This is a genomic window from Bdellovibrio bacteriovorus (assembly GCF_048286975.1).
GTDB classification, from domain to species: domain Bacteria; phylum Bdellovibrionota; class Bdellovibrionia; order Bdellovibrionales; family Bdellovibrionaceae; genus Bdellovibrio; species Bdellovibrio bacteriovorus_H.
Genome location: NZ_JBLVRT010000003.1, coordinates 100722 through 122134, shown reverse-complemented (window position 1 = coordinate 122134; position 21413 = coordinate 100722). Strand labels below are relative to the sequence as shown.

The window sequence follows — 21413 nt, the reverse complement described above, 5'->3', positions numbered from 1 at the left end:
GATCCTACTCGCGGCGGTAAAGTTTCAGGTCGAAGTATTTCTGCGGACCTTTGATGATACGAATCTTGGTTCCATCCAGGTCTCTGAAGACAATCACGTCATAGAAGTGGGTCGGATCCATGGCGATCTTACCATAGAACAGCGGACCGTCCGCTTCCAGCCAACCGGTGGCCTTGTGCGTGAACAGGGCATGGGACTTGATGCGCAACGTGGACAGAGCGTCGCCTTCACGCATTTCCAGATTCACAAACCAGATGGAGTTGTGATCATAAGCCACCCAGTCGCCCTGGAGCTGTTCGCAAGTGACCGGAGTCAGTGAAACAAACGTTGGCCATGGAATGACAGGGTCACCACCCGGGCCGCGGGCATGAGCTGAAATACTGAAAACAGCGAGAATTACTAACAGGAGTGTTTTCATAAAGTAGCTTCCTCCGATTGTCTGAAATGCACAGATGATTGCGGATTAAAGTAATAACCTTTGCGGTCGCGCAGGATGTATCTTGGGCTTTCCATGTCAGGCTCAAGCAGGGCGCGCAGACGTTTGATCGAAACGTAAATCAGATTGTCATGCAGTTCAGGGTCATAAGCCTGCTGCCAGATGATTTCTATCAAGTCTTCCTTGGAATAACGGGTGCCGGCTTTTTTGATGAACAACAAAGCCAGGTCAAAAAGAATATGCTGATTGCGGAAGTCAATCAGGCCCTTGGTGCGCTCCTGAACGCTGCGTGCCGCCTCGTCGATCTGGAAATCAAACTGAGGAGCATTGCGAACAATATCTTCAGGGCACATTTGACGGATGAATTTATAAACGCGTGGCAGACGGGCTTTGTCCGTTCCACGCAGCGCCAACTCTGCATAAATGCGATAAGCTTCTTTGTTACCCAGTTCGCGGTTCACATGGGCCATTTGCGCCAGAATACGGGAAATCAGCAGATGGAAGCCGTGCAGTTTGGCTTGTTCATAGCAGTCCCACAAAAGATCATTCGCCGCTTCCAGTTTCCCGGTTTGTGTGAAGATGTGTGTGCGCAACAGACGGGACGTCAGCTGCATTTCGGCGTTATCCATTTCAGCCAAAATGGTGTCGAGCTTGTTCAGCTGCACCAGGCTTTGCGCGAATTGGGCTGGTTCAAAAGCGCGGGTCATTGCATTGGTGAACAGGGCGCGCACCAGCGTGTCCAGATCGCCAGTTTGCGTGGCTTTGGCAATGGCCGAGTTGATGTAGTCTTCGGACTCTTGCATTTTACCGTTGGCCAAAAGCCAGGAGCCGATCAGGTTTTCGGCCATGCCCTGCAGGCGCTCGTCCGAAGTGTTGCGACTTAAAGTGAGAGTCTGATCAATCACGGATTGAGCTTCTGAAAGCTCTTCCAGCTCATGACAGCATTGGAAGTACAGACGGGCGGATTCGATCCAGTCTTGGGAAAGTCCGCGGGCCGAAGCCGCCACCATGGCTTCTTCACTCAATAAACGGGCCTCGTGCAGCGCCCCTTTACGGTGCTGCAAACGTGCCAGTTGCAATGAAGTGTTCTGGGTGGAGTTTGACATCAGTACTTAGCCCAGCGTCTTTTTTCTTCGTTGGACAGCTCGTCCATCAAAAGCTCTTCGCCTTCGTCTTCTTCCGGCAAAGGCATGTTTTTGATTTTTTCATAAACGACCAGACGGCGTTCGTGCGGAGTTTGCGGCAGGGAATACGCCACGTCCTGAACCAGTTTGTAGTACTCGCCCCAGTCTTTTTTGGCGGCTTCAATTTCAGGACCCACGCCGGGGCCTTTCATGAAGTAAACGCGGCCGCCGATTTCAAGGCAGCTCATCACGTTCCCCAGGGTGTTGCCGATATCTTCAACAGCGCGGGTGATGGCGCCGCGAACCGGATAAACGCAATGTTTGTTGATATTGCGGCCCAGAATGTCGAGGTTTTTAAGATTCATCTCACTGCGGACATGCTTGAGGAACTCCACACGGCGCTGAACGCCTTCACCCAACAGGATCTGTTGATCCGGGTACATGATTTTAAGGGGAATTCCCGGGAAGCCGGGGCCCGTGCCCACGTCCAGCAGTGGGAACTGCAGGTCGGTGTATTTCATGATGATGATGCTGTCGATGAAGTGTTTGATGGCCACATCACGAAGTTTCAGAAGTCTTGTGAAGTTCTCTTTTTCCTGATTCAGCATCAAAAGGCGGTAAAAGTGCGCCAGTTGCTGTCTTTGGCTGTGGCTGACCAGATCAAATCCGTGATTGCGGAAGACATCAGCAAGGCGGTCATTGGCCTCATGGATGTCATAGATCGTCTCTGGTTTCTTATGGCGGCCCATGTTGGAGGTCGCAGGAGGTGCGCCAGCGCCTTTGGACCCATGACGGGCTTCTTGGCGGGCTTTATACGGGCTGTAGTTGGTCTTGTTCTTATGGGCCATAGCAGTCGGGGGAACATAGGTCTAAAGGCCTTAAACCTCAAGTCTTTTCTGCGCCGTGTGTAAAAGCTAAATGCTTGAAAATACGGGCCTCCGGAGGGATATTGAGAACCTATGTCGACGACCAAACTTGATTCCATCAAAGATAACGCCCTGGCGGCCTTTAATGCGGCCCCCAGCTCCAAAGACCTCTATGATCTGAAAGTTCAGTACCTGGGTAAAAGCGGGTCCCTGACTGAAATCATGAAAGAAATGGCTTCTTTGCCGAAAGAGGAAAAGCCTCTGTTTGGTAAAAAAGTAAATGAAGTGAAGCAGCTTCTGGAAGCCGCTTACACCGAAGCAGAAGACGCTCTGAAAAAGAAAGAGATCTCTGCCAAAATGGCGGCGGAGGAAATCGACATGACTTTGCCGGCGTTCTCCCAGCCAAAGGGGACCGCGCACCCGGTGAATATCGTGGTGGAAGAAATCTTCACCGTGATGTCCCGTCTGGGTTACAGCATCCGTACAGGTCCGATGATCGAGAAGGATTATTATAACTTTGAAGCCCTGAACATTCCGGCAGATCACCCCGCGCGTGACATGGCGGACACCTTCTTCGTCGACAAAACCCACGTTTTAAGAACACACACGTCTCCGATTCAAATCCATTCTTTGGAAAATGAAGAACTTCCATTGCGTGTGATCGGGACGGGTCCGGTGTTCCGTTGTGACAGCGATATTTCTCACTTGCCGAACTTCCATCAGATTGAAGCTTTGTGCGTGGATGAGAAAATCTCCATGGCGGACCTGAAAGGGACGATCAGCTTCTTCGTGCGTGAGTTCTTCGGTCCGGGTCTGAAAACCCGTTTCCGTCCAAGCTATTTCCCGTTCACCGAGCCTTCTGCGGAAGTGGATTGCTCTTGCCCGATCTGTAAAGGCAAAGGCTGTTCTTTGTGCAAACAAAGCGGCTGGATTGAAATCGGCGGTTGCGGTCTGGTGAATCCGAAAGTGTTCCAGGCGGCAAAAATTGAATATCCTAAGTGGCAGGGCTTTGCCTTCGGCTTTGGTGTTGAGCGTATGGCCATCATCAAGTACGGCATCGAAGACATCCGCTTGTTCCCTGAAAACGACGTAAGATTCTTAAGGCAGTTTGTAAAATGAAGATCAGTTTAAAATGGCTCCATGATTATGTTGATGTGACCGAATTCTTCCAAAAGCCGGAAGTGCTGGCGGAAGCTTTGACCCGTGGCGGTTTGGAGGTTGAAGAAATCACCAATCGCGCGAAGGACTTCAATCACGTGGTGATTGGTCACATCCTTGAAAAAGACAAACATCCGAATGCGGATAAACTTTCCCTGTGCCGTGTTTCCACGGGCGAGGGCGTGGTTCACCAGATCGTGTGTGGCGCACAAAACCACAAAGCGGGTGACCGGGTGATCGTGGCGTTGCCGGGGGCAGTACTGCCAGGCAATTTTGCGATTAAAAAATCCGCAGTTCGCGGAGTGGATTCTGCCGGCATGCTGTGCTCTTTGAAAGAGCTGGGCTTGGCGACGGAATCGGAAGGCATTGCGATTTTGCCTGCGGATGCTCCGGTGGGTAAAGCTTATGCGGAATACGGCGGTTATGACGACGTGACTTTCGAACTGAAAGTGACGGCGAACCGTGCAGACTGTCTGTCGCACTTCGGTTTGGCACGTGAGGTTTCCACTTTGTTCGGGAAAGAGCTGAAAGTGCCTTCCTCTGAGCTTAAAACCAATGGCAAATCCAGCAAGTCTGAAATTGCTTTGGACGTCAAAGCCTTCGATCTGTGCCCTCGTTACGCGGGTCGTTTCTTGAAGGGTGTGAAAGTGGGACCAAGTCCTGCCTGGTTGAAAGCGCGCCTTGAAAGCGTGGGCATGAACTCCATCAACAACATCGTGGACGTGACAAACTACGTGATGTTGGAGCTGGGACAGCCATTGCACGCCTTTGATGCGGCTTTCATCAACGGAAAAAAAATCATCGTGGACCGTGCCGTTGCTGGTGAAAAATTCATCACTCTGGACGGAACTGAAATCGCTCTGAACGGCGCTGAATTGACTATTCGTGATGTGAACCATCCGGTGTGTCTGGCGGGCGTTGTGGGTGGCAAAAACTCGGGCGTTTCTGATTCCACGACCGAAGTGTTCCTGGAAGCGGCTTACTTCCTGCCGATGAGTGCGCGTAAAACTTCACGTTCGCACGGTATCGACACGGATTCTTCTTACCGCTTTGCCCGCGGTGTGGATCCAGATGGAACTTTGCGCGGCTTGAACCGTGCCGCGGCTTTGATTTTGGAAGTGGCGGGTGGCGAAGCTTATGCTGATCATCATGACTTCTATCCAAATCCGGTGAAAAAAGCGCCGGTGGATATCACCATCAAAACGGTTTCTGACCGTTTGGGTTATGAAGCTGAAGAACACAAATTCGTCGACTTCATGAAACGTCTGGGTTGTGAAATCAACAAAAAGGGCGAGACCTTCACGGTGCTTCCTCCGACCTTCCGTTTCGACATCGAACAGGACATGGACCTGGTTGAAGAGTACGCTCGCCTGAACGGGTATGAGCATATTCCAGAGGCATTGCCGGCTTTGGCGGCAGCTCCAAGCTTCCAGGACAAGACTTTCATGTTAAACCGTACCACCAGCGAACTGTTGCGTGGTGAGGGCTTCCAGCAAGCGGTGAACTTTGCCTTTGTTGGTTCCAAAGCTCAAAAAGCATTCTTGGGTTCTTTGGAGGCCTTGAAAGCGACGGGTCTGGCAGCCACTGAAAAGGAAATCCGCATCCTGAATCCTCTGAATGAGGAAATGGATGTGATGAGAAGCTCTTTGAGCTTTGGTCTGTTCAAAAACCTGAACCATAACTTCCACTCCGGCAACATGCAGGGTCGTCTGTTTGAGATCGGCAGCACGTTCTTTGTTAAGGATGACGGAAGTTTTGCGGAAGGCAGCCGTGCCGGGATGGCTATCTGGGGTCGCGCAAGCAACCTTTGGAACAAATCCCTGGATTATCCGGTTGTTTATGAACTTAAAGCGGCAGTTGAAGTTCTTTTGAAGTCTTTGAATATCTCTTCTTACACCTGGGTGACTCCGGCGAATAAGTCCGAAGTTCCAGAGTTCCTGCATCAAGGGCAGTTTGCACAGCTTTTGGTGGAAGGTAAGAAAGTGGGCTTCATCGGCACACTTCATCCGCTTCTGCTTGAAGACAATAAGATCCGTGTTCCTGCGGCTTTGGCCGAATTGGATCTGGATCAGCTTTATAAAGGTCAGCCTCGTCCATACCGCATCCAAAGCGTGTCCAAGTTCCCGATCGTGGAGCGTGACTTCGCCTTTGTGATGCCAAAAGCCCTGAAAGTCGGCGATGTCCTGAAAGACATCCGCAAGGCCGGAGCAGGTTTGCTTCTGAACGTGGACGTCTTTGACCTGTACGAAGGCGAGAAGATGGAAGCAGGCAAAAAATCCGTAGCGATTCGTATTTGGCTGCAGGATAAAAATGCCACACTGCAAGAAACCCAGATTAACGAGACAACAACCAAGATTCTAGAGAGTCTGAAGAAGAATTTTGACCTTTCTGTGAGATAAATTCTTGATTGTTTTCAGTTAGTTGTTAGGCTTTATGTATCGGCTTCAGCCGGTAGCTGCGGAAGCTGAAGCCCGGCTCCGCCGGCAGAGCTGGAGTGCCAGAGGCACGCAAGCTGAAGCAGCACTTGAAGATAAATTATTTGGAGTGAATGACTATTATGGCAGGCCAGAACTTAGGTAAATCAACTGTGACTAAGGCCGATATCGTCGAGAACGTATATCAGAAGATCGGTTTCTCCAAGAAAGAGGCTTCTGAATTGGTGGAACTTGTTTTCGACACCTTGAAGACTGTTCTTCAAGATGGCGAAAAAGTTAAGATTTCTGGTTTCGGTAATTTCGTTGTTCGTGGCAAGAACGAGCGTATTGGTCGCAACCCGCAAACCGGGGAGCAGATCAAGATCTCTGCACGCCGTGTTCTTACTTTCCGTCCGTCTCAGGTTTTGAAGGCGATGTTGAACGGTGAAGAGTACGCTCACTTAAAAGATGAGGACGATGATGATGACTACGACGACAATGAGTAATCCGTCCCTGGAGGCTGACAGCTCCGAGCTGTCGCTAGGGGATCATCATATTGATTTTGTCGAAGAGACCGAAAAAGCCACTTCCGTTCCTGTGACGGCGGCGACTCCGATTTCCATCCCGGCGATGCTGTGTGATGAGAAGCTTCTGGAAGAAATCAATGCCATCCCGGACAAAATGGGTTTCAAGATCGGCGACGTGGCTGAGATCCTGGGCATCAAACAATATGTTTTGCGTTACTGGGAAACAGAGTTTGAAGTTCTTCGTCCGAAAAAAGCCTCTAACAACCAGCGCATGTACACTCGTAAAGATGTTGAAAACGCGCTGTTGATCAGAAAGCTTCTGCACCGTGACCGCTTCTCTATCGAAGGCGCACGCAACGCGATGAAAGAGCTGAAAGCTCACGTGAAGAAAGAAAAGGACATGACTCAAGTGTACCACAAGCTTGAGGGCATCAGCGAAGCGGTGGAGGACTTGATCCTGGATATCCGCAGAGTCCGTCAGATTTTCAAATAGTTTAAAATGAAAAAGGCCTCGCAAGAGGCCTTTTTTGTTTCTTGAATTTGAATGTGCAATTAGAAGTAAAAGGCCCAGCCGACATTGAAATAAGTCGCCTTCATTTCCAGCTCCACGTCAGAGTTGTTGTCTTTGATGGTGGCCGACCCGGCACCGAGCTCCGCTTTCAGTGCAAAGATTTCTGAAAGCGGGAACCACTTCAAACCGAAGCCCAGACTTGCAGTGCTTCCTTTGGCGTCGATTGTGTCAGAGTCTATCACGACACTTCCGAGGCTTAAGGCGGCATAAGGTACCAGATCTTCCCCGGGCTCATTCTTCAGAATGTTAACATGGCCGATCAATTCAAAAGATCCTGCGGTCGACTTGTCGCCCGTGTCTTCGTTCTTGTCCGTCGAGGAGGCAAATGCGCCACCTAGCTCAAATCTGCCGAAGTTGTACAGATATCCAAACTTTGTCTCGGTGGAAGTTGTTTCCGTTTCGACGTCGGTGTCTTTGTTTTTGGTTTTTGTGTTGCTGCTGGTCATTTCCCAGCTCATACCATGAGTGCGTTTTCTCAAGTCGCTGGCAGAAGGTTGGGGCACAGATTCCGACGCTGGCGTCGTTTGAGCAAAAGCATTGGCTGAAGTGGTAAGAACAAGGGCTGCAATAAGGTGTTTCATTTATCCTCCGTGGTAGCTATTGTAACGAAGAAAAATAAACAATCATTGGTTTTTGACGGTTCAGGCCTTTTTGCGGGGTAAATAAACAACCACCGGACATGGCTGTTTATTTACTGGCAGAATTCGGCCGTAGGATCCTGACTGCAGGCCCATTTTTGCAGGGAAGTGACCTGTTCTTTTAAGGCGGCATTTTCAGCTTTCAAAACTGCATTTTCTGAATTCCATTTTGCATGGAACTCTTTCATCGCTTCAATCAAAGGTGCCACCAAGTTGGCGTATTGAACTGCCAGGAAACCGTCGTTGTCTTTCGTGACCACATCCGGGAATACAGCCTGAACTTCCTGGGCGATCAGACCCACTTGCTGGCCTTTTTCAAAGTTCTTTTGCGGGAATTCGTCGGTTCTCCAGTCATAGGTCACCCCGCGCAGCTGCAGCACTTTTTCAAGGCTTGAGTCAATCGTTGCGATATTGCGCTTAAAGCGGCGGTCCGAAGTGTTGGCCCAGGATGTGCCACCAGCCGTACCATTCACGTGCAGCATGTAAGCCGGCGTCAGGGTGCCGATGCCGACTGAACCGGCGTTGGCTTCTGTCAGCATCGCATATTTGTTGGTGATCGTGCCTGTACCAGTTGGAGAGCGAATCACAATCCCGGTGAATTGATTTAAAGTGTCGAACGAGGAAATGCTGGATCTGATTTCCAAACCGGCTCCTTGATCCACTGTAATTCCTTTGCCAGTAGCGCCTTCCAACAGAAAGTCCGAGGTGATGGCGTTGACTTTAAGCGCGGCGGGAAGGTTTTCAATGTTGCCCATTTTAACCAGTCCCCAAAGACCTGTTTGCAGTCCCGCAACAGTCGTAGCAGGGACTGAGCTGGGAGTGCTGAGTGTGACTGTGCCACGAACGCCATAAGCTGATCCGGTAAAGCCTCCCGAGACGTTCATAAAACTGGTTCCTTCCAACGCGCCCTGATCACCACTCACGGCGACGGTGCCAGAGACGGTATTTGTGATGCCGGCCGCAGGTCCTGAGATACTGGAATTGGCGGTGAAAGTGTTGCTGCCACTGACTGTAAAGCGTCCGGTGTGATAGCTGCTGCTGCCGCCGTAATAGCGTGAATCAAAAGCAAAGCCCGAGGGGCTGTTTGTTCCGGAGCCCATGTCGCCCAGACGATGATTTTTGTTTGTGATGGTATAGCGGGCTGTGCCCCCGGTGCCAATTGAAATGGAGTCATTGCCTGTGCTGAAAACTCCAGTGTCCGTATCTGAGGTGAAGGAATAGCTGGGCTGGGCCGCCGTGCCCCCGGAGCCGCGTAAAGGGAAAGCAGGAGAAGGCAAGCGGGCGGCATCAATAGTTCCTGTCGTGATCACCCCGGCATCCAGGCCTGTGATGTTTGAACAGGCAAAGGCATCGGTCACCGCGGACCAAGTTAGCGTCTGAGAGGCGGTACAAGATGTTGCAAACTGTGCAAGCCCCGCAGAGGTGCGCAGATCATCAACGCCAAAAAAAACGGGTTCAAGCTCGGTCGTGCCATAGCGATAAACTTGTCCTGCCTGGGGCGTGGTGGGAGCCACACTCACGCCCTGGATTTTGACAACGGTGGGGTTAGGAAGGGTGCCACTCAGATCACCGCCCAGGTTGGCTGAGGTCTGGAAGGCACCCGTGATACGGCTGTCGTTGCCTTGCGCGGCGGTTCCGGCGGTGGTGCCGTAGTTCACGGTCACTGTTTTTGTTGCTGTTCCCGTGACAGAAACACCCGTCCCGGCAAGAACATCTGAAACAACTCCGGTTCCCCCCGCGTCCGTGACGCAGGTGAAGTTGGTGCCGTCAAAAAAGACAACTTGTCCGGCAGTGCAAGCCGCACCCGGAAGCGTGTTGGTGCGAACAAAGTCCGTGGCAGAATAATTTCCCAGTTTCAAAGCAGACGATGCAAAGTGCGCATAAGGCACAGAGCGAATCTCATTGTCCGGACTGATTTGCATCCAGCCGGTGCCGTCGTGGAATTGAACACTTAAACGGCGGGATTGAGTTGCGATCGGACCTTTTTGACTGGCGACGTTGTTGCTGGTATCAGCGCAATCCAATGTGGTGGAGTTGTCGAAGACTTCCTTCAAGCCCACACTGCCAGAAGTGGGGAAGAGCTTGGTGCCAGTTCCCAGTGGGACATCAAAGACCCCTTTGGAGCTTGCCATGTTCACGCCGTTTTTCTGTTCGCGATAGTAAACGCACAGGCCGTCTTCAGATTTGATTTCAAACAGGAAGCTCACATTGTTGTATTCCAGCGGAGTTCCATCGGACTTAAGAATGCGGCCCTGATAGGTCAAAGTATTCGGAGCAGCTTGCGCCAAAACAGAAAAAAATAGAACGGGCAATATGAAGGCAGTTTTTCTAAACATGCCAAACTTGTCGGTTTAGCAGTTAAAAATTTTAAATGTTTATTTTCCAAATTACCAATCCGTGAATGAAACCCCGCCCTCGGCACAGGGTAAAGGGAGGGATACTCAAGAGGGTAAAAATGGAAAACATGAGAACATTTTTTTAGATTGAAAATGCTGACCCGAAAAGGCGATGGGTGACCATCGCGAATCCGTTTCGATTTATTTATTACTGCCGTTCTTCGGGGAGGAACTTCCGGATCCGCCCGCAGCGCCTCCTCCACGGGCGGAGCCCTGTGAGGCCGATAGAACAACCAGTAAAAGAACACTGATAAAGTATTTCATGAAGGCTCCTGAAGAGTGTCGATCACATTGAACATAAATATTGGCAACGATCCGCGCGACGAGGGGTCTTCCAACAGACGCATTTTGTCCTGGAAGGCCTGCACATCGATATCGAGCCACTTGCGATAGGTGGACTCGTTGATGGATTCAAAAAACAAATTCATATAGTTGGCGTAGTTTTCGTCGGTGCGGGCCGGTTTTGAGTACTTTTCCGTCAGTCGCAGGCCCACGGATTTAATGGCATCTGCGGAAAAAGTGGACCGATTGCTGCCCAGGGCGTACCGGCCGTTTTCCAACTGGCGAAGTACGTTCATCTGCTTCATCTTTTCCAGAATTTCCATTCCGTATTCGCCGAAACGGGTTCTGACGAAACCCTTATCGAAGGGACGGGTGTCCGCAAGAACGTAGAGCTCTGAGAAGCACGGGTCCTTGATCAGCTCCTGCTCGACGCTGACGTTGTACTTATGCAATGGCGATGACTTAAGCTGAGGGTCGGTGCGTTTAAGTTTTTCCTGAATCAATGCGGGAGCTGAATTCAGCATCTGTCCCAGATCTGCAGTTCCTGTCAGGCAGGAATACAGCTTGTACAAAGTCTGATAGGTGGGGTTGTGTTCCTTCAATATCAGGCGTTTCAACGTCTTGGTATGGATACGCGTCTTGGCTGAGAGCTGAGTCAGGCCTTTGCGGGGATCTTTGTGGCGTTGCAAAAACCGGCCAATATCCTGGCTGACTTGATCCTGAATTGATGCGGTGGATTCCTGCATGCACGACCTCGCTTTTTTCCGAATGACGTATTGGGGGCGTCGGCGTTTGGCAAGTTTCAAAAATGAAACCCGAGGCTTGGTGTGCAAGCCCCGGGTGAAAAATGCAGACTAGTGGCAGGAAGGAACTGTCAAAGCCTTGTTGAACAAGAACTTGTAAGTGTCGTTGCGAGAGCTCATTTTTTGGGAAACTTTCACGTTCACAGTCAGTGGGTAAGTGCCGGAAATAACTTTGTCCGTGCAAACTTCGCGGTTTTTACCGATGTATTTGCAGTCAGAAACTGTGCGTGTGTAGTTGATTGGAGTGTAAAGGTATTTGTAACCAGTGATCACTTCTTTAGAGCGATTTTTGCCAATGAAAATAGTTTCTCTTTGAGCAACCGCTTTTTTGGTTCTAAGCATTTTTCCATCCACGCAAACGAATGTGTAGTCAACGGCGTGACCCATGAATACAACTGGAGCGTCGATTTTCAGGTTGGTATCGGCCATTAGAACTTCCCAGGAAGTGTCGGCGGTGTGAGCGGATGCAGCAGAAGCGGAAATCAACAAAGCGATCATTGCGAATACGTTTTTCATAAATTCTCCTTTTGGTTTGTTTGATGAGCCTTGATTCCACCAGTTTCCGCGAGGATTCAACGGGAATTGAATGTCTAAAGAAAGATTCCCGGACAAGTGCGGGCATGTCCGGGGTGTCGACGGACAACAGTCGGTTTGTCCAAGAACGATATACTTTTTCCATGATGTCAGATGGCAGGTTCAATGGAGGGCACTTCTGATTCTTATCATTTCCACCGGCAATTTTTGGGGTTGCGCTACGCCGTCATGAAACGACTTTGTTATCCTAGAAGAGAACTTTTGAACAAAGGAGGCTAGCATGTCTGGTCATCATAAGAACAAAGGTTTTAGTCAAACAAGCAAGCGCTTCGACGGGGCCTTGAAAGCTCAGCATCAACGCAGTCGCAGCAAGCAGATGGATCACTCTGCAGATCACCGCGAGGAGGAAACCGAAAGCCGCGAGTCTCAGAACGTGTCTTCATCCAAAAAGAATCCACGAGCCTAGGGGGGCTTTATGAGAACGAATCCTTTGCAGGACAGTGATACGGCGAAGTGTATCAACTTTTGTTTTACAACGTACCGTGTGTGTCTGGAGACGCTCAATCACGTGCAGGATCACGGAATGCGTTTTGCGCAGACTGAACTGACGTCGCTGTTGCAGCTTTGTGCAGACACCTGTGATCTGCACGCGCGCATGGAAATGGCTGAAGCCGATTTTGCCCCTCAGGCGGCGGAACTGTGTTTTCAGATCTGCAATCGAACCGCTTTGGAGTGTGAAAAGTTTCCGGAAGAGCCGATTGTCATCAAATGCGCCGATATCTGCCGCAAGTGTGCAGAACACTGCCGTGGCATGGCGGGCATGACCGTGCGGGTGAAATCTTCCCAGATGTCAGCTCGATTGTAGCCAGACGATGCTTCGCTGTTGGGGATCAGTGGTTGATCTCCGGCGGCGGAGGTGACTCAACAGGTTTGTCGATGACTCGCTTGAAGACAGTGGGTTCGGTATCCTCTGTCATCCACGCACTTAAAAGGCGCAGGGTGACGGCCAGGATGACCGGACCAATGAATAGTCCCACGATCCCAAAGGAAATCATTCCACCCAGTACACCCACGGTGATGACGGCCGATGGCAGATCCGCCCCGCGTTTGATCAGAATCGGGCGAACAAAACCATCCATCAGTCCCACGGCGACAGCCCATCCCAACAGAATTGTTCCAGCCGTGTTGTGACCCTGTGAATAGAGCCATGCCACGGCACCAAGCAGAGGCAGTAACGGGCCCAGCTGTATCACACAGAAAATCAGAATCACGGCGGTCAGCAGACCTGGTTTGGGAACTCCGGCAAGCCAGGCCCCCATGCCGCCAAGGGCGGTTTGAATCAGAGCCGTGCCGATAATTCCCATGGCGACGGCTTTCACGGATTGGGTGGCCAGTCTTAAGGCTTCTTCTCCGCGCAATCCGGCAAGGCGGCGTATGAAGGTGCGGCAGGAGAGGGCGATTTTTTCTCCGTTTGTATAAAATATCGAAGCCACGATGATCGTCAGAATGCAGTGGACCACCAACATGGTGATGCTGCCAACGCTGCCGACAATCCACTCGAAGGCCCGATGCAAATAGGGCTTGGCTCTTTCCATCAGATCCTGCGGGGCGGTGGCTGCCAGTTCATTCCAGCGGGCCGCAAGACGGGGCCCGCCAAGGGGCAGTTTTTCAATCCATTCCGGCGCCGGTGGCAGTTGAGTGTTGGCCAGGTCCTGCAGGCCGGAAACAATCACGTGACGGTTCGTGACCAGCGAAAACAAAGCTGCCGCCAAAGGAATGATCACGATCGCAGTCATCAGCAAGGCCATCGTCAAAACCGCAGGAAAGCGTTTGTTGTTGAATCGACCCTGCAGCTTTAGCATTGTTGACCAGGTGGCAATGACGATCATGGCAGCCCAAATCATCGCCGGCAGAAAAGGCAAAACCACCCACAAAGAAATCGCCGCCAGCAGTCCCATAAAAAGAGTGCTTAACAATGTCTTGGTCAGGTCTGTCGTTGGCGTCATGAAGATCCTCCCGCATTCCTTCATGGCAACCTTGAAGGCCCGGAAAATCAAACGGCCCGTGGGGCTTTGGTAAATTACATGGGAATGAATGGCAGCAAAGAAGTTCATGCAAAAAAAAAGGCGTCTCAGCGAGAGACGCCTTGGGAATTCAAAGTCTTAGTGGTGAGCCACTAGTGGCGGATCATTTCCGGGGCCGTTTCGTTAGCCAGATCATTCAGGCAGTCCACGAAGAACTTGCACACGATGAACAGGTGAACCTGCTCATTGGCTTCCAAAGCCGGCTCCAGTTCCGGGGACATGAACAGCTCTTCGATGATGTAGTTCAGAATTTCAGGCTGACCTGCTTGCGCAGCTTTGTCCTGAAGGTCTGCGATCATGTCATCGTTGATTTGCAGATACTTTTCGAACTCAGCTTCGTTCTTTTCAAAGCGCTCAACAACTTCATCTTCGTTCATCGCGCGAAGGTTCTGGTACTGTTCTTCAAAAGAACGGTTCAGGATCAAAGCCATCATGAAGCCCAGATCCTGAGCGCCTTCGCTCATGTCTTCAATGAACTCCATAAAGAAGCCGGCAAGATCCGGTTGAACCTCAAAAAGATGCTGGGATGCCTTTTCCAGGTCGCTTTCTTCCGTAATGCTGCAGATTTTGTCGATAGAATTTTGCACTGTTTGGAACGGAATTTTTTGCATAGGCGACCTCGTCTTTATCTTTCCTTTAATCAAGAAAGAGTTTTATATTTGCAGAATACACAGGGAGTCCCATTTTATGCAATTCATTCTGATGCTGGTAGTTTGTTTTTCCGCGGCAGCGGGCAGAGCTGGAGTGCCGGCAGGCACGCGAGCTGAAGCAGCTGCGGCAGCGGGCAGTGCGCAGGTGCCTTCCGGCACCATAGCTGAAGCAACTCTTTATTCCCGCAAAATCCAGCCGCTTTTTGACAATCGCTGTCTGGCCTGCCACAGTTGTTTTAATGCTCCCTGCCAGCTGAATTTGCAGAATTTCGAGGGGTTTCAGAGGGGCGCGAACAAATTAAACGTCTATGATGGCACTCGCCTGAAAAGTGTTGAGCCCTCACGTATCTGGATTGATGCCCATGCGGACGAGTGGCGTAAACGCGGGTTCTACGAGGTCAGCACCAGTAAAGATCCTGACCAAAACCTGTTTTTCCAGATCGTACAGCTACGCACCACAGCGAAAAATGCGAAGATCACCAAGCAGGTTTCCGAATCTCAAGTCTGCGCGCAGACCATGACGGACTATCAGCTTTTGGCCAAGAATTCGCCCGAGTTGGGGATGCCGTACGGATTCCCGGCTCTGAACGCCGCCGAGCTTGCCACCCTCAGGGACTGGGTGAAAGCGGGCACTCCGGGCCCGGCTGCGGATGAATTAAAGCGCCAGAACACTCCGTCTGCAGAATTACAAAGTCAGGTGCGTGAGTGGGAAGAATTCCTGAATCAGGAAAATCTTCGCCAGCAGCTGGTCAGTCGTTATCTGTACGAACATCTTTTCCTGGCGCATATTTATTTTCCGGAGAAATCAGAGGAATTTTTCAGACTGGTGCGTTCAAAGCAAGCCTGCGCTTTGGGAATTCAAGAAATCGCCACTCGTCGTCCCAATGACAATCCGGGGATGAAGAAGTTCTGGTACTGTCTTAAGAAATTCCCAGGCACAGTCGTAAAAAAGACCCACATCCCTTATCAATGGAGTCCGGCAAAGCTGGCCCGCTATAAAGAACTCTTCCTGGCCGAGGGCTGGAAAGTTTCTTCACTTCCCAGCTATGAGGCCGGTGTGGCGGAAAATCCGTTTGTGGCCTTTAAAGACATTCCGGTGAAGGCCCGTTATCAGTTCCTGCTCGACGATGCCCAGTACCAGGTCAGCACTTTCATCAAAGGCCCGGTGTGCAACGGCAGCATGGCGGTGAACTCCATTCAGGAGCAGTTCTATGTATTCTTCCTGAACCCTTCTTCAGACAACATGGTGCTGTCGCAGAAATACGCCGACAAAGCTGCGAATCTTCTGATGATGCCGGGCGTGTGGGGCAGTGATGTGGATGTGAAAGAAACACCGCTGTTTTATAAAAAACTGGTCGACCATCGCGAAAACTATCGCAAACTTCGCACGGAAGAACTCGCCAAGCTTCGTCCTGATGGATACACCCTGAAGGACGTCTGGGATGGCGGGGGCTTTAATCCCAATGCCACGCTGACTGTGCTTCGTCACGATGACAATGCGGTGGTGATGAAAGGGGCTGTGGGGGATTTGTCCAAGACCGTCTTTATGCTCGATTATCCGTTGTTCGAGCGACTGGTTTATAACTTGGTGGTGAACTTTGATGTCTTCGGCAATGTGTCTCATCAATTGTTGACTCGGGTATACATGGACATGATTCGCATGGAGGCTGAAGAGCTTTTCCTGACCTTCCTGCCTTCGGAAGAACGCCTGAGCTATCGTCGTGCGTGGTATCGTGGGTTGTTGGCGCAGGCGAAAATGGCCTATGTCTTCCCGACGGTGGGTTCGGCCGAGCCGACGGGGATCAAGTTTAACGAAGACAACCACACCAAAAAGCAGTTTGTGCAAAAGGTGCTGTTCTTCCATCAAAACGAGTCGGTGCGTGGCGAATGGGACTTTATCAACTGGAAGAATCTGGAAGTCCCCGACAGTATGCAGGATCAGTGGAAAGTGCGGGGACTGAACAAAGAACTTCGTAAGATCGCCGCAGTGAAAGCGGAGGCTTCATCGCCGTTTTCCCAGTTCTTCCCGGATCTGGCTCTTTTAAATATCAAGACCGCCAAAGGTTTGAAAATATACTCGCTCATTCACAACAAAGAGCACGAAAACATCTCGTGGATTCTGGGCGAGTCTTTGCGCATGGATCCCAAGAATGACACCCTGACGGTGCGTGAAGGGGTGTGGGGTTCTTACCCGAATATGATCTTTAACGTGAAAGAAAATGAGTTGCCGGCGTTTGTCATTCAGGTGCGTGGAATGAAGTCCGCAGAGGATTATCAGAGCCTGGTTTCCCGCTATGGCCTTCGCCGCAGCAACGCCAGGTTCTGGTCGTTCTATGATGATATGCACGTCGCGATGAAAAAGTCAGATCCGGTGAACTTCGGCTATCTGGATCTGACCCGTTACGAAATAAAATAGAACTCTTTGCTTTCAGAGTCCCACTCGACCGTGTAAACCACGCAGTTCGGAGTGGGCAGGCTTTCGGTGATGTCCGGTCGTAAAGAGTGCAGGAACCGGCGCATCGCCAGGCCATGAGTGCATAGGCCAATACTGTCAAAGTCATGCTGTTCGCACAAAGCCGTCAAGGCAGCAGAAAAACGCTCTACCGTGGCCCAGGTGTTTTCAGCATCCGGGAACGCAAAATCAAAATGCTTGCGATCAACCGACACCCATTTTTCCCAGGCTTGGGGCCCGTACTCTTGCGCGACAGCTTCGCGGGTCATGCCTTCAATCTTCCCCATATTCACTTCACGAAAGCCCGGCTGCAGCAGCATGGGCTTTGCCAGATGATGATTGGCAATGTGGGCCGTTTGTTGAGCGCGCTGTAAATCACTGCTGACAAAGAATTCAACCGGATTGTCGCGGAAGAACAATTGCAGACTCAAGGCCTGCTGCCGGCCTTCTTCGTTAAGAGGAATATCTGTGTGTCCCTGCAGGCGAAGCTGCGAGTTCCAGTCGGTGAGCCCATGGCGGAAGAGATGGATGGTTTTTCGCATAATGGCTCTATTGAAGCACTTGCCAGTGGCATCGGAAAGAGAAAAAATCAGGATATGAAAAACATTTTTCGCGCTCTGAAACAGGCTTTTGAATCTCTCTTGCGATTGCGGATGTTTCTTTTGATTCTGGGCCCTCCAATCGTCACAGTTTTCGTGCTGTTGGTCTTGTTCATTGTTTACTGGAGCGCATGGACCGTGGGGATTGCCGGCGTCATTGGCAATCTTTGGGGCTTTCAGTGGGTGCAACAGGTCACGGGCTTGACTGAATTGGCGTTGTGGCTGGCGATGCTTTTCCTCGTGATGATCTTTATTCCGTTGGCTTACGTGATTTCGGTCTTGATTGTATCCGTGTTTGTGATGCCGATAGTGCTGAAATGGGTGGGGGATCAGGACTACCGCACACTTGAAAAGCGCCGTGGGGGAACTGTCGCGGGCAGTGTCTGGAACACGGTCAAAGCCACGATCTTGTTTGTGGTGGCCTTTATGGTGACTTTACCGCTGTGGCTGATTCCGGGTTGTCAGCTGCTGGTGCCGTTGGTGCTGACGGCGTGGTTGAACAAAAAGGTCTTTTTGTATGACGTTCTTCAGGATTATGCCTCCAGGGAAGAGCGTAAAAGTATCGAATCGGAAGAATCCGGCTCCCTGTACCTGATGGGTCTTTTATTAGGACTCCTCTCATATATTCCCCTGGCTTTTTTCTTCGTCCCCATTATATCGGCTTTGAGCTACACCTATTACGGCTTAAACGCCCTGGAAGAGCGCCGAAAGTGAATTTTCCTGCCCGGAAAGTGGATTTTGGGCGGCATTTGGTGTATCTCCTAGGGTATGACAAAGTGCAGCCATGATCGGAAGAACATTGATATCGACTCTCTGAACGAGAGAGTGCGTAAAGCGGGGATGAAGCTGACCCAGCAGCGCAGTCAATTGCTGAAGATCCTTTTGCACCATCCCGAGCCAATTTCCGCTGATGAGATCTTCAAAAAGATCGACGACAAATCTGACGGCATGGATCTGGTGACCATCTATCGTATCTTAAAAAAATTCGAAGAAGCCGCCCTGGTTTCACGTTTGGAATTTGGCGATGGTGTCGCGCGCTTTGAACTGACCCTTGAGTCCGGCCATCACCATCATCATGTGATCTGCCGTCATTGTCAGCGGGTTGAACCTTTGCATATCTGTGATCTGGATCAGCATATCAAGATGGTTGAGGCGATGGGATACAAACAAGTGGCCCACCGCCTGGATTTCTTTGGCGTGTGCTCTCGCTGTCAATAGCTGAGAGCTTCCTCTTCCTGCCAGCGCGGCAGACGCACCACAAATGTCGTGTTCGGTGCCTGGCGATCCAGGATCAATTCGCCTTTGTGGCTTTTCATAATACCCGCAGAAATACTTAGACCCAGGCCTGTGCCTTTGCCGACTTCCTTGGTGGTGAAGAACGGCAGCATGATCTGTTCGGCGATTTTTTCCGGGATCCCGTTGCCGGAATCAATCACGCGGATTTCGATGCAGTCGACTTGCTCGACAACTTTGATGCGAATCCATTTTTCCTGTAAGTCACTGATGGCATCAAAAGAGTTGTTCAAAAGATTCAGCAACACCTGCTCAATCTGAATCAGGCGGCATTCCACTTCCAGTTCCGGATCGATTTCACCAACTTCGACTTCAACGCCATGATTGTAAAATCTGGTGCGGCAGAATTCCAAAGTCTCTTCGATGATTTGTTTTAACGGAATGACCTCAAACGGATCGTAAGTGCCTTCCCGGGCGAAAGAGCGCAGGGATTTGATGATACGGGCAATCTTGTCGGCGGTACGACTGATGCTTTCGGCGGCCTGCTTGATTTTTGCCGGATCCATTTTGCCAGAGTCCACCATTTGCTGCAGCTGAAAGGCGCGGGCCTGGATGACGGTGAGGGGATTGTTGATCTCATGCGCGATACCGCCGGACATCTCGCCCAGAGCGGCCATCTTGGTGGACGAAATCAGCTTGGCTTTGTTTTCCGCCATTTCGCGTTCTGTCTGGAATTCTTCAGTGGAATCCCAGGCCACGCCGTACATGCGCGGGCTGCCGGTGCTGGTCATGAACTTGCCATAACATTTGATGTGATGGATTTGCTGATTGGAATGGGTCACGCGGTAAGTGACATAGAAATCCTGGCGGTTTTCAACGGCCTCTTGAATGCGGCGATTGACGTTTTCCATATCCTCGCGAATGGCGCGCTTCCAGACTTCATCCAAAGGGTTTAATCCCGGCAGCACCGGCACGTCATGCATCTCGTACATTTTCGTGTCCCATTGCAGGCGGTTTTTTTCGATATCCCATTCCCACGTGCCCATGTTGGCGGCCGACAGGGACAGGTTCATTTTCTCGATGGTCTTTTTCAGGGTTTCTTCATAGCTTTTTCGGTCGTCCACATCGGTGGCGATGCCTAAAATAGTGGCGACGTTTCCCTTCTCATCTCGGGAAAACGGAGTGATGCGGTCGTTGATCCAATGATACTGCCCGTTGTGATCTTTAAAGCGGTACTCAATGGAAATAACCTCGCCCTCTTTCAGGGTGCGGGATTTTTCAATGGCGGCATTCAAGACGGGGATGTCGTCTGGATGCATGGATCTTGCGTAGTATTCCGGTCCCAGGGCGCGAAGTTCGGCCAGGGTGTATCCGTACAGATCCTTCACCCGGTCGTTGAACCACACCATATTGACTTCGTTCAGGTCAAAAATATAGACGCTGTTGGGGATCGTTTTGTTGATCTTCTCTAGCAGAGTATTTTGGTCTTTTAGAAGGTCTGTAATCATAGATTTATTTAGTCTATCCTAGGTTTTGGTAACGCGAAACGGCTAAAATCATAATAAAACCTTAACAATACAGCGCAATATCATAGTGCTAGAGTTTGTCTCATAAATCCATAGGGAGATTTTATGTTGACCAACTTTGTAGTGTCTTTGTCTGTTGTTATGGGCGCGGCTTTGGCGCACGCACAAGCTCCAGTTATCAAAATCGATGGTTCGTCCACCGTGTTCCCAATCACCGAAGCGATGGCGGAAGAGTTCCAAACCTCCCAGCGTGGTAAAGTGCGCGTGACCGTGGGTATCTCGGGAACAGGCGGCGGCTTCAAAAAATTCTGCCGTGGTGAAACAGACGTTCAAAATGCGTCCCGTCCAATTCAAGCCTCTGAAATCGAAGCTTGCCGTAAAGCGGGCATCAAGTTCTTGGAACTTCCAATCGCTTATGACGCTACTGCTGTGGTGGTAAACCCTAAAAACACATGGTTGAAGTCCATCACCGTGGCTGAACTAAAAAAAATGTGGGAACCAGGCGCTCAAGGTAAGATCAACACCTGGGCTGACGTAAACCCAGCTTGGCCAAAAGAGAAATTGAAATTGTACGGTGCAGGTTCTGACTCCGGTACCTTTGACTACTTCACTGAAGCCGTTGTTGGTAAATCCAAGTCTTCCCGCGGTGACTATACGGCTTCTGAAGATGACAACACTCTGGTGACAGGTGTTTCCAACGATCTTTACGCTTTGGGCTATGTTCCTCTGGCGTACTATGAAGAGAACAAAGCTAAGCTGAAAGTCGTAGCTATCGTAGGTGGCGACAAAGCCCCTAAGAAAAACGAAGCGGTGCTTCCAGGCCGTGAGACGGTTGAGAACGGTTCTTACTTCCCATTGTCTCGTCCGATCTTCATCTACGTCAGCGAAAAGTCCATGGCCAAAGCTGAAGTGAAAGAGTTCGTGAACTTCTACATCAGCAAGTCTTTTGAAATCGTTCCTCAGGTGAAATACGTTCCACTTCCAGCCAAGGCTTATGACATGGTTAAAGACCACGTTAAAAAGAACAAGCTGGGAACCGTCTTTGGCGGCCACTCTGAAGTGGGTTTGAAAATTGAAGAGTTGATGAAACGTGAAGGTTCGTTGTAGTTTAGCCACGTGA

General features: G+C 50.6%; 22 protein-coding genes. 10 read left to right on the top strand and 12 right to left on the bottom strand.

Going from position 1 to position 21413, the window contains the following annotated elements:
- Window positions 1-4 precede the first annotated feature (4 nt).
- The 3 genes from ACNQKP_RS11360 to ACNQKP_RS11350 are packed head-to-tail and all read right to left on the bottom strand — an operon-like array spanning window position 5 to window position 2408.
- Window positions 5-418 carry a hypothetical protein gene (locus ACNQKP_RS11360; RefSeq protein WP_011164111.1) on the bottom strand — a complete coding sequence of 138 codons (414 nt, stop codon included), beginning with the start codon at window positions 416-418 and terminating at the stop codon, window positions 5-7.
- Entirely contained in the window at window positions 415-1542 is a 1128-nt protein-coding gene (locus ACNQKP_RS11355) for a winged helix-turn-helix domain-containing protein (protein WP_417864837.1), read from the bottom strand. Before ACNQKP_RS11355 ends, ACNQKP_RS11360 begins: the two co-directional genes overlap by 4 nt.
- Entirely contained in the window at window positions 1542-2408 is an 867-nt protein-coding gene (locus tag ACNQKP_RS11350) for a 16S rRNA (guanine(527)-N(7))-methyltransferase RsmG (protein ID WP_011164113.1), read from the bottom strand. Before ACNQKP_RS11350 ends, ACNQKP_RS11355 begins: the two co-directional genes overlap by 1 nt.
- Window positions 2409-2519: 111 nt before the next feature.
- Here ACNQKP_RS11350 and pheS point away from each other — a divergent pair, with 111 nt between their 5' ends.
- The 4 genes from pheS to ACNQKP_RS11330 all read left to right on the top strand — a co-directional run bounded on the left by pheS (window position 2520) and on the right by ACNQKP_RS11330 (window position 7018).
- Window positions 2520-3545: a phenylalanine--tRNA ligase subunit alpha gene (gene pheS / locus ACNQKP_RS11345; protein WP_417864836.1), complete on the top strand. Its 1026-nt coding sequence runs from the start codon at window positions 2520-2522 to the stop codon at window positions 3543-3545.
- Window positions 3542-5983 (top strand): phenylalanine--tRNA ligase subunit beta, encoded by a 2442-nt coding sequence (gene pheT, locus ACNQKP_RS11340; protein WP_011164115.1) that lies wholly within the window; start codon window positions 3542-3544, stop codon window positions 5981-5983. The genes pheS and pheT overlap by 4 nt, the downstream gene beginning before the upstream one ends.
- Window positions 5984-6171: 188 nt before the next feature.
- Window positions 6172-6504: an integration host factor subunit alpha gene (locus ACNQKP_RS11335; RefSeq protein ID WP_038451770.1), complete on the top strand. Its 333-nt coding sequence runs from the start codon at window positions 6172-6174 to the stop codon at window positions 6502-6504.
- Window positions 6476-7018: a MerR family transcriptional regulator gene (locus ACNQKP_RS11330; protein ID WP_417864835.1), complete on the top strand. Its 543-nt coding sequence runs from the start codon at window positions 6476-6478 to the stop codon at window positions 7016-7018. Before ACNQKP_RS11335 ends, ACNQKP_RS11330 begins: the two co-directional genes overlap by 29 nt.
- A gap of 59 nt (window positions 7019-7077) precedes the next feature.
- Here the strand turns inward: ACNQKP_RS11330 and ACNQKP_RS11325 are convergent, their stop codons facing one another.
- From ACNQKP_RS11325 to ACNQKP_RS11305, 5 genes are all read right to left on the bottom strand, one after another.
- Window positions 7078-7677, bottom strand: a complete 600-nt coding sequence (locus tag ACNQKP_RS11325) for a hypothetical protein (RefSeq protein ID WP_417864834.1) — start codon at window positions 7675-7677, stop codon at window positions 7078-7080.
- A 110-nt stretch (window positions 7678-7787) separates the two neighbouring features.
- A complete protein-coding gene (locus ACNQKP_RS11320; RefSeq protein ID WP_417864833.1) occupies window positions 7788-10070 on the bottom strand; it encodes a tail fiber domain-containing protein in 2283 nt (760 codons plus the stop codon).
- A 201-nt stretch (window positions 10071-10271) separates the two neighbouring features.
- Window positions 10272-10394 (bottom strand): hypothetical protein, encoded by a 123-nt coding sequence (locus ACNQKP_RS11315; protein ID WP_417864832.1) that lies wholly within the window; start codon window positions 10392-10394, stop codon window positions 10272-10274.
- Window positions 10391-11158, bottom strand: a complete 768-nt coding sequence (locus tag ACNQKP_RS11310) for a hypothetical protein (RefSeq protein WP_417864831.1) — start codon at window positions 11156-11158, stop codon at window positions 10391-10393. The genes ACNQKP_RS11315 and ACNQKP_RS11310 overlap by 4 nt, the downstream gene beginning before the upstream one ends.
- 108 nt (window positions 11159-11266) lie before the next feature.
- Window positions 11267-11731: a hypothetical protein gene (locus ACNQKP_RS11305; protein ID WP_417864830.1), complete on the bottom strand. Its 465-nt coding sequence runs from the start codon at window positions 11729-11731 to the stop codon at window positions 11267-11269.
- A 298-nt stretch (window positions 11732-12029) separates the two neighbouring features.
- Between ACNQKP_RS11305 and ACNQKP_RS11300 the strand changes: the two genes are divergently transcribed.
- Window positions 12030-12215, top strand: coding sequence for a hypothetical protein (locus tag ACNQKP_RS11300; protein WP_417864829.1), 186 nt, complete (start codon window positions 12030-12032; stop codon window positions 12213-12215).
- 9 nt (window positions 12216-12224) lie between these two features.
- A complete protein-coding gene (locus ACNQKP_RS11295) occupies window positions 12225-12614 on the top strand; it encodes a four-helix bundle copper-binding protein (protein ID WP_417864828.1) in 390 nt (129 codons plus the stop codon).
- A gap of 25 nt (window positions 12615-12639) precedes the next feature.
- Here the strand turns inward: ACNQKP_RS11295 and ydiK are convergent, their stop codons facing one another.
- Window positions 12640-13755, bottom strand: a complete 1116-nt coding sequence (gene ydiK / locus ACNQKP_RS11290; protein WP_417864827.1) for an AI-2E family transporter YdiK — start codon at window positions 13753-13755, stop codon at window positions 12640-12642.
- A 170-nt stretch (window positions 13756-13925) separates the two neighbouring features.
- Window positions 13926-14444, bottom strand: coding sequence for a hypothetical protein (locus tag ACNQKP_RS11285; RefSeq protein WP_417864826.1), 519 nt, complete (start codon window positions 14442-14444; stop codon window positions 13926-13928).
- Window positions 14445-14520: 76 nt separating this feature from the next.
- On the opposite strand from ACNQKP_RS11285, the gene ACNQKP_RS11280 reads away from it, so the two are divergent.
- Window positions 14521-16899, top strand: a complete 2379-nt coding sequence (locus ACNQKP_RS11280) for a fatty acid cis/trans isomerase (protein WP_417864825.1) — start codon at window positions 14521-14523, stop codon at window positions 16897-16899.
- Here ACNQKP_RS11280 and ACNQKP_RS11275 read toward each other — a convergent pair.
- Window positions 16884-17477 carry a histidine phosphatase family protein gene (locus ACNQKP_RS11275; protein WP_417864824.1) on the bottom strand — a complete coding sequence of 198 codons (594 nt, stop codon included), beginning with the start codon at window positions 17475-17477 and terminating at the stop codon, window positions 16884-16886. The two genes, ACNQKP_RS11280 and ACNQKP_RS11275, sit on opposite strands and share 16 nt — an antisense overlap.
- A 54-nt stretch (window positions 17478-17531) precedes the next feature.
- On the opposite strand from ACNQKP_RS11275, the gene ACNQKP_RS11270 reads away from it, so the two are divergent.
- Window positions 17532-18248: an EI24 domain-containing protein gene (locus ACNQKP_RS11270; RefSeq protein ID WP_417864823.1), complete on the top strand. Its 717-nt coding sequence runs from the start codon at window positions 17532-17534 to the stop codon at window positions 18246-18248.
- Between the two features lie 54 nt (window positions 18249-18302).
- Entirely contained in the window at window positions 18303-18752 is a 450-nt protein-coding gene (locus ACNQKP_RS11265; RefSeq protein WP_417864822.1) for a Fur family transcriptional regulator, read from the top strand.
- On the opposite strand, the gene ACNQKP_RS11260 is transcribed toward ACNQKP_RS11265, so the two are convergent.
- Window positions 18746-20275, bottom strand: coding sequence for a PAS domain-containing sensor histidine kinase (locus tag ACNQKP_RS11260; protein WP_417864821.1), 1530 nt, complete (start codon window positions 20273-20275; stop codon window positions 18746-18748). The two genes, ACNQKP_RS11265 and ACNQKP_RS11260, sit on opposite strands and share 7 nt — an antisense overlap.
- A gap of 123 nt (window positions 20276-20398) precedes the next feature.
- On the opposite strand from ACNQKP_RS11260, the gene ACNQKP_RS11255 reads away from it, so the two are divergent.
- Window positions 20399-21400: a PstS family phosphate ABC transporter substrate-binding protein gene (locus tag ACNQKP_RS11255; protein WP_417864820.1), complete on the top strand. Its 1002-nt coding sequence runs from the start codon at window positions 20399-20401 to the stop codon at window positions 21398-21400.
- Window positions 21401-21413 lie beyond the last annotated feature (13 nt).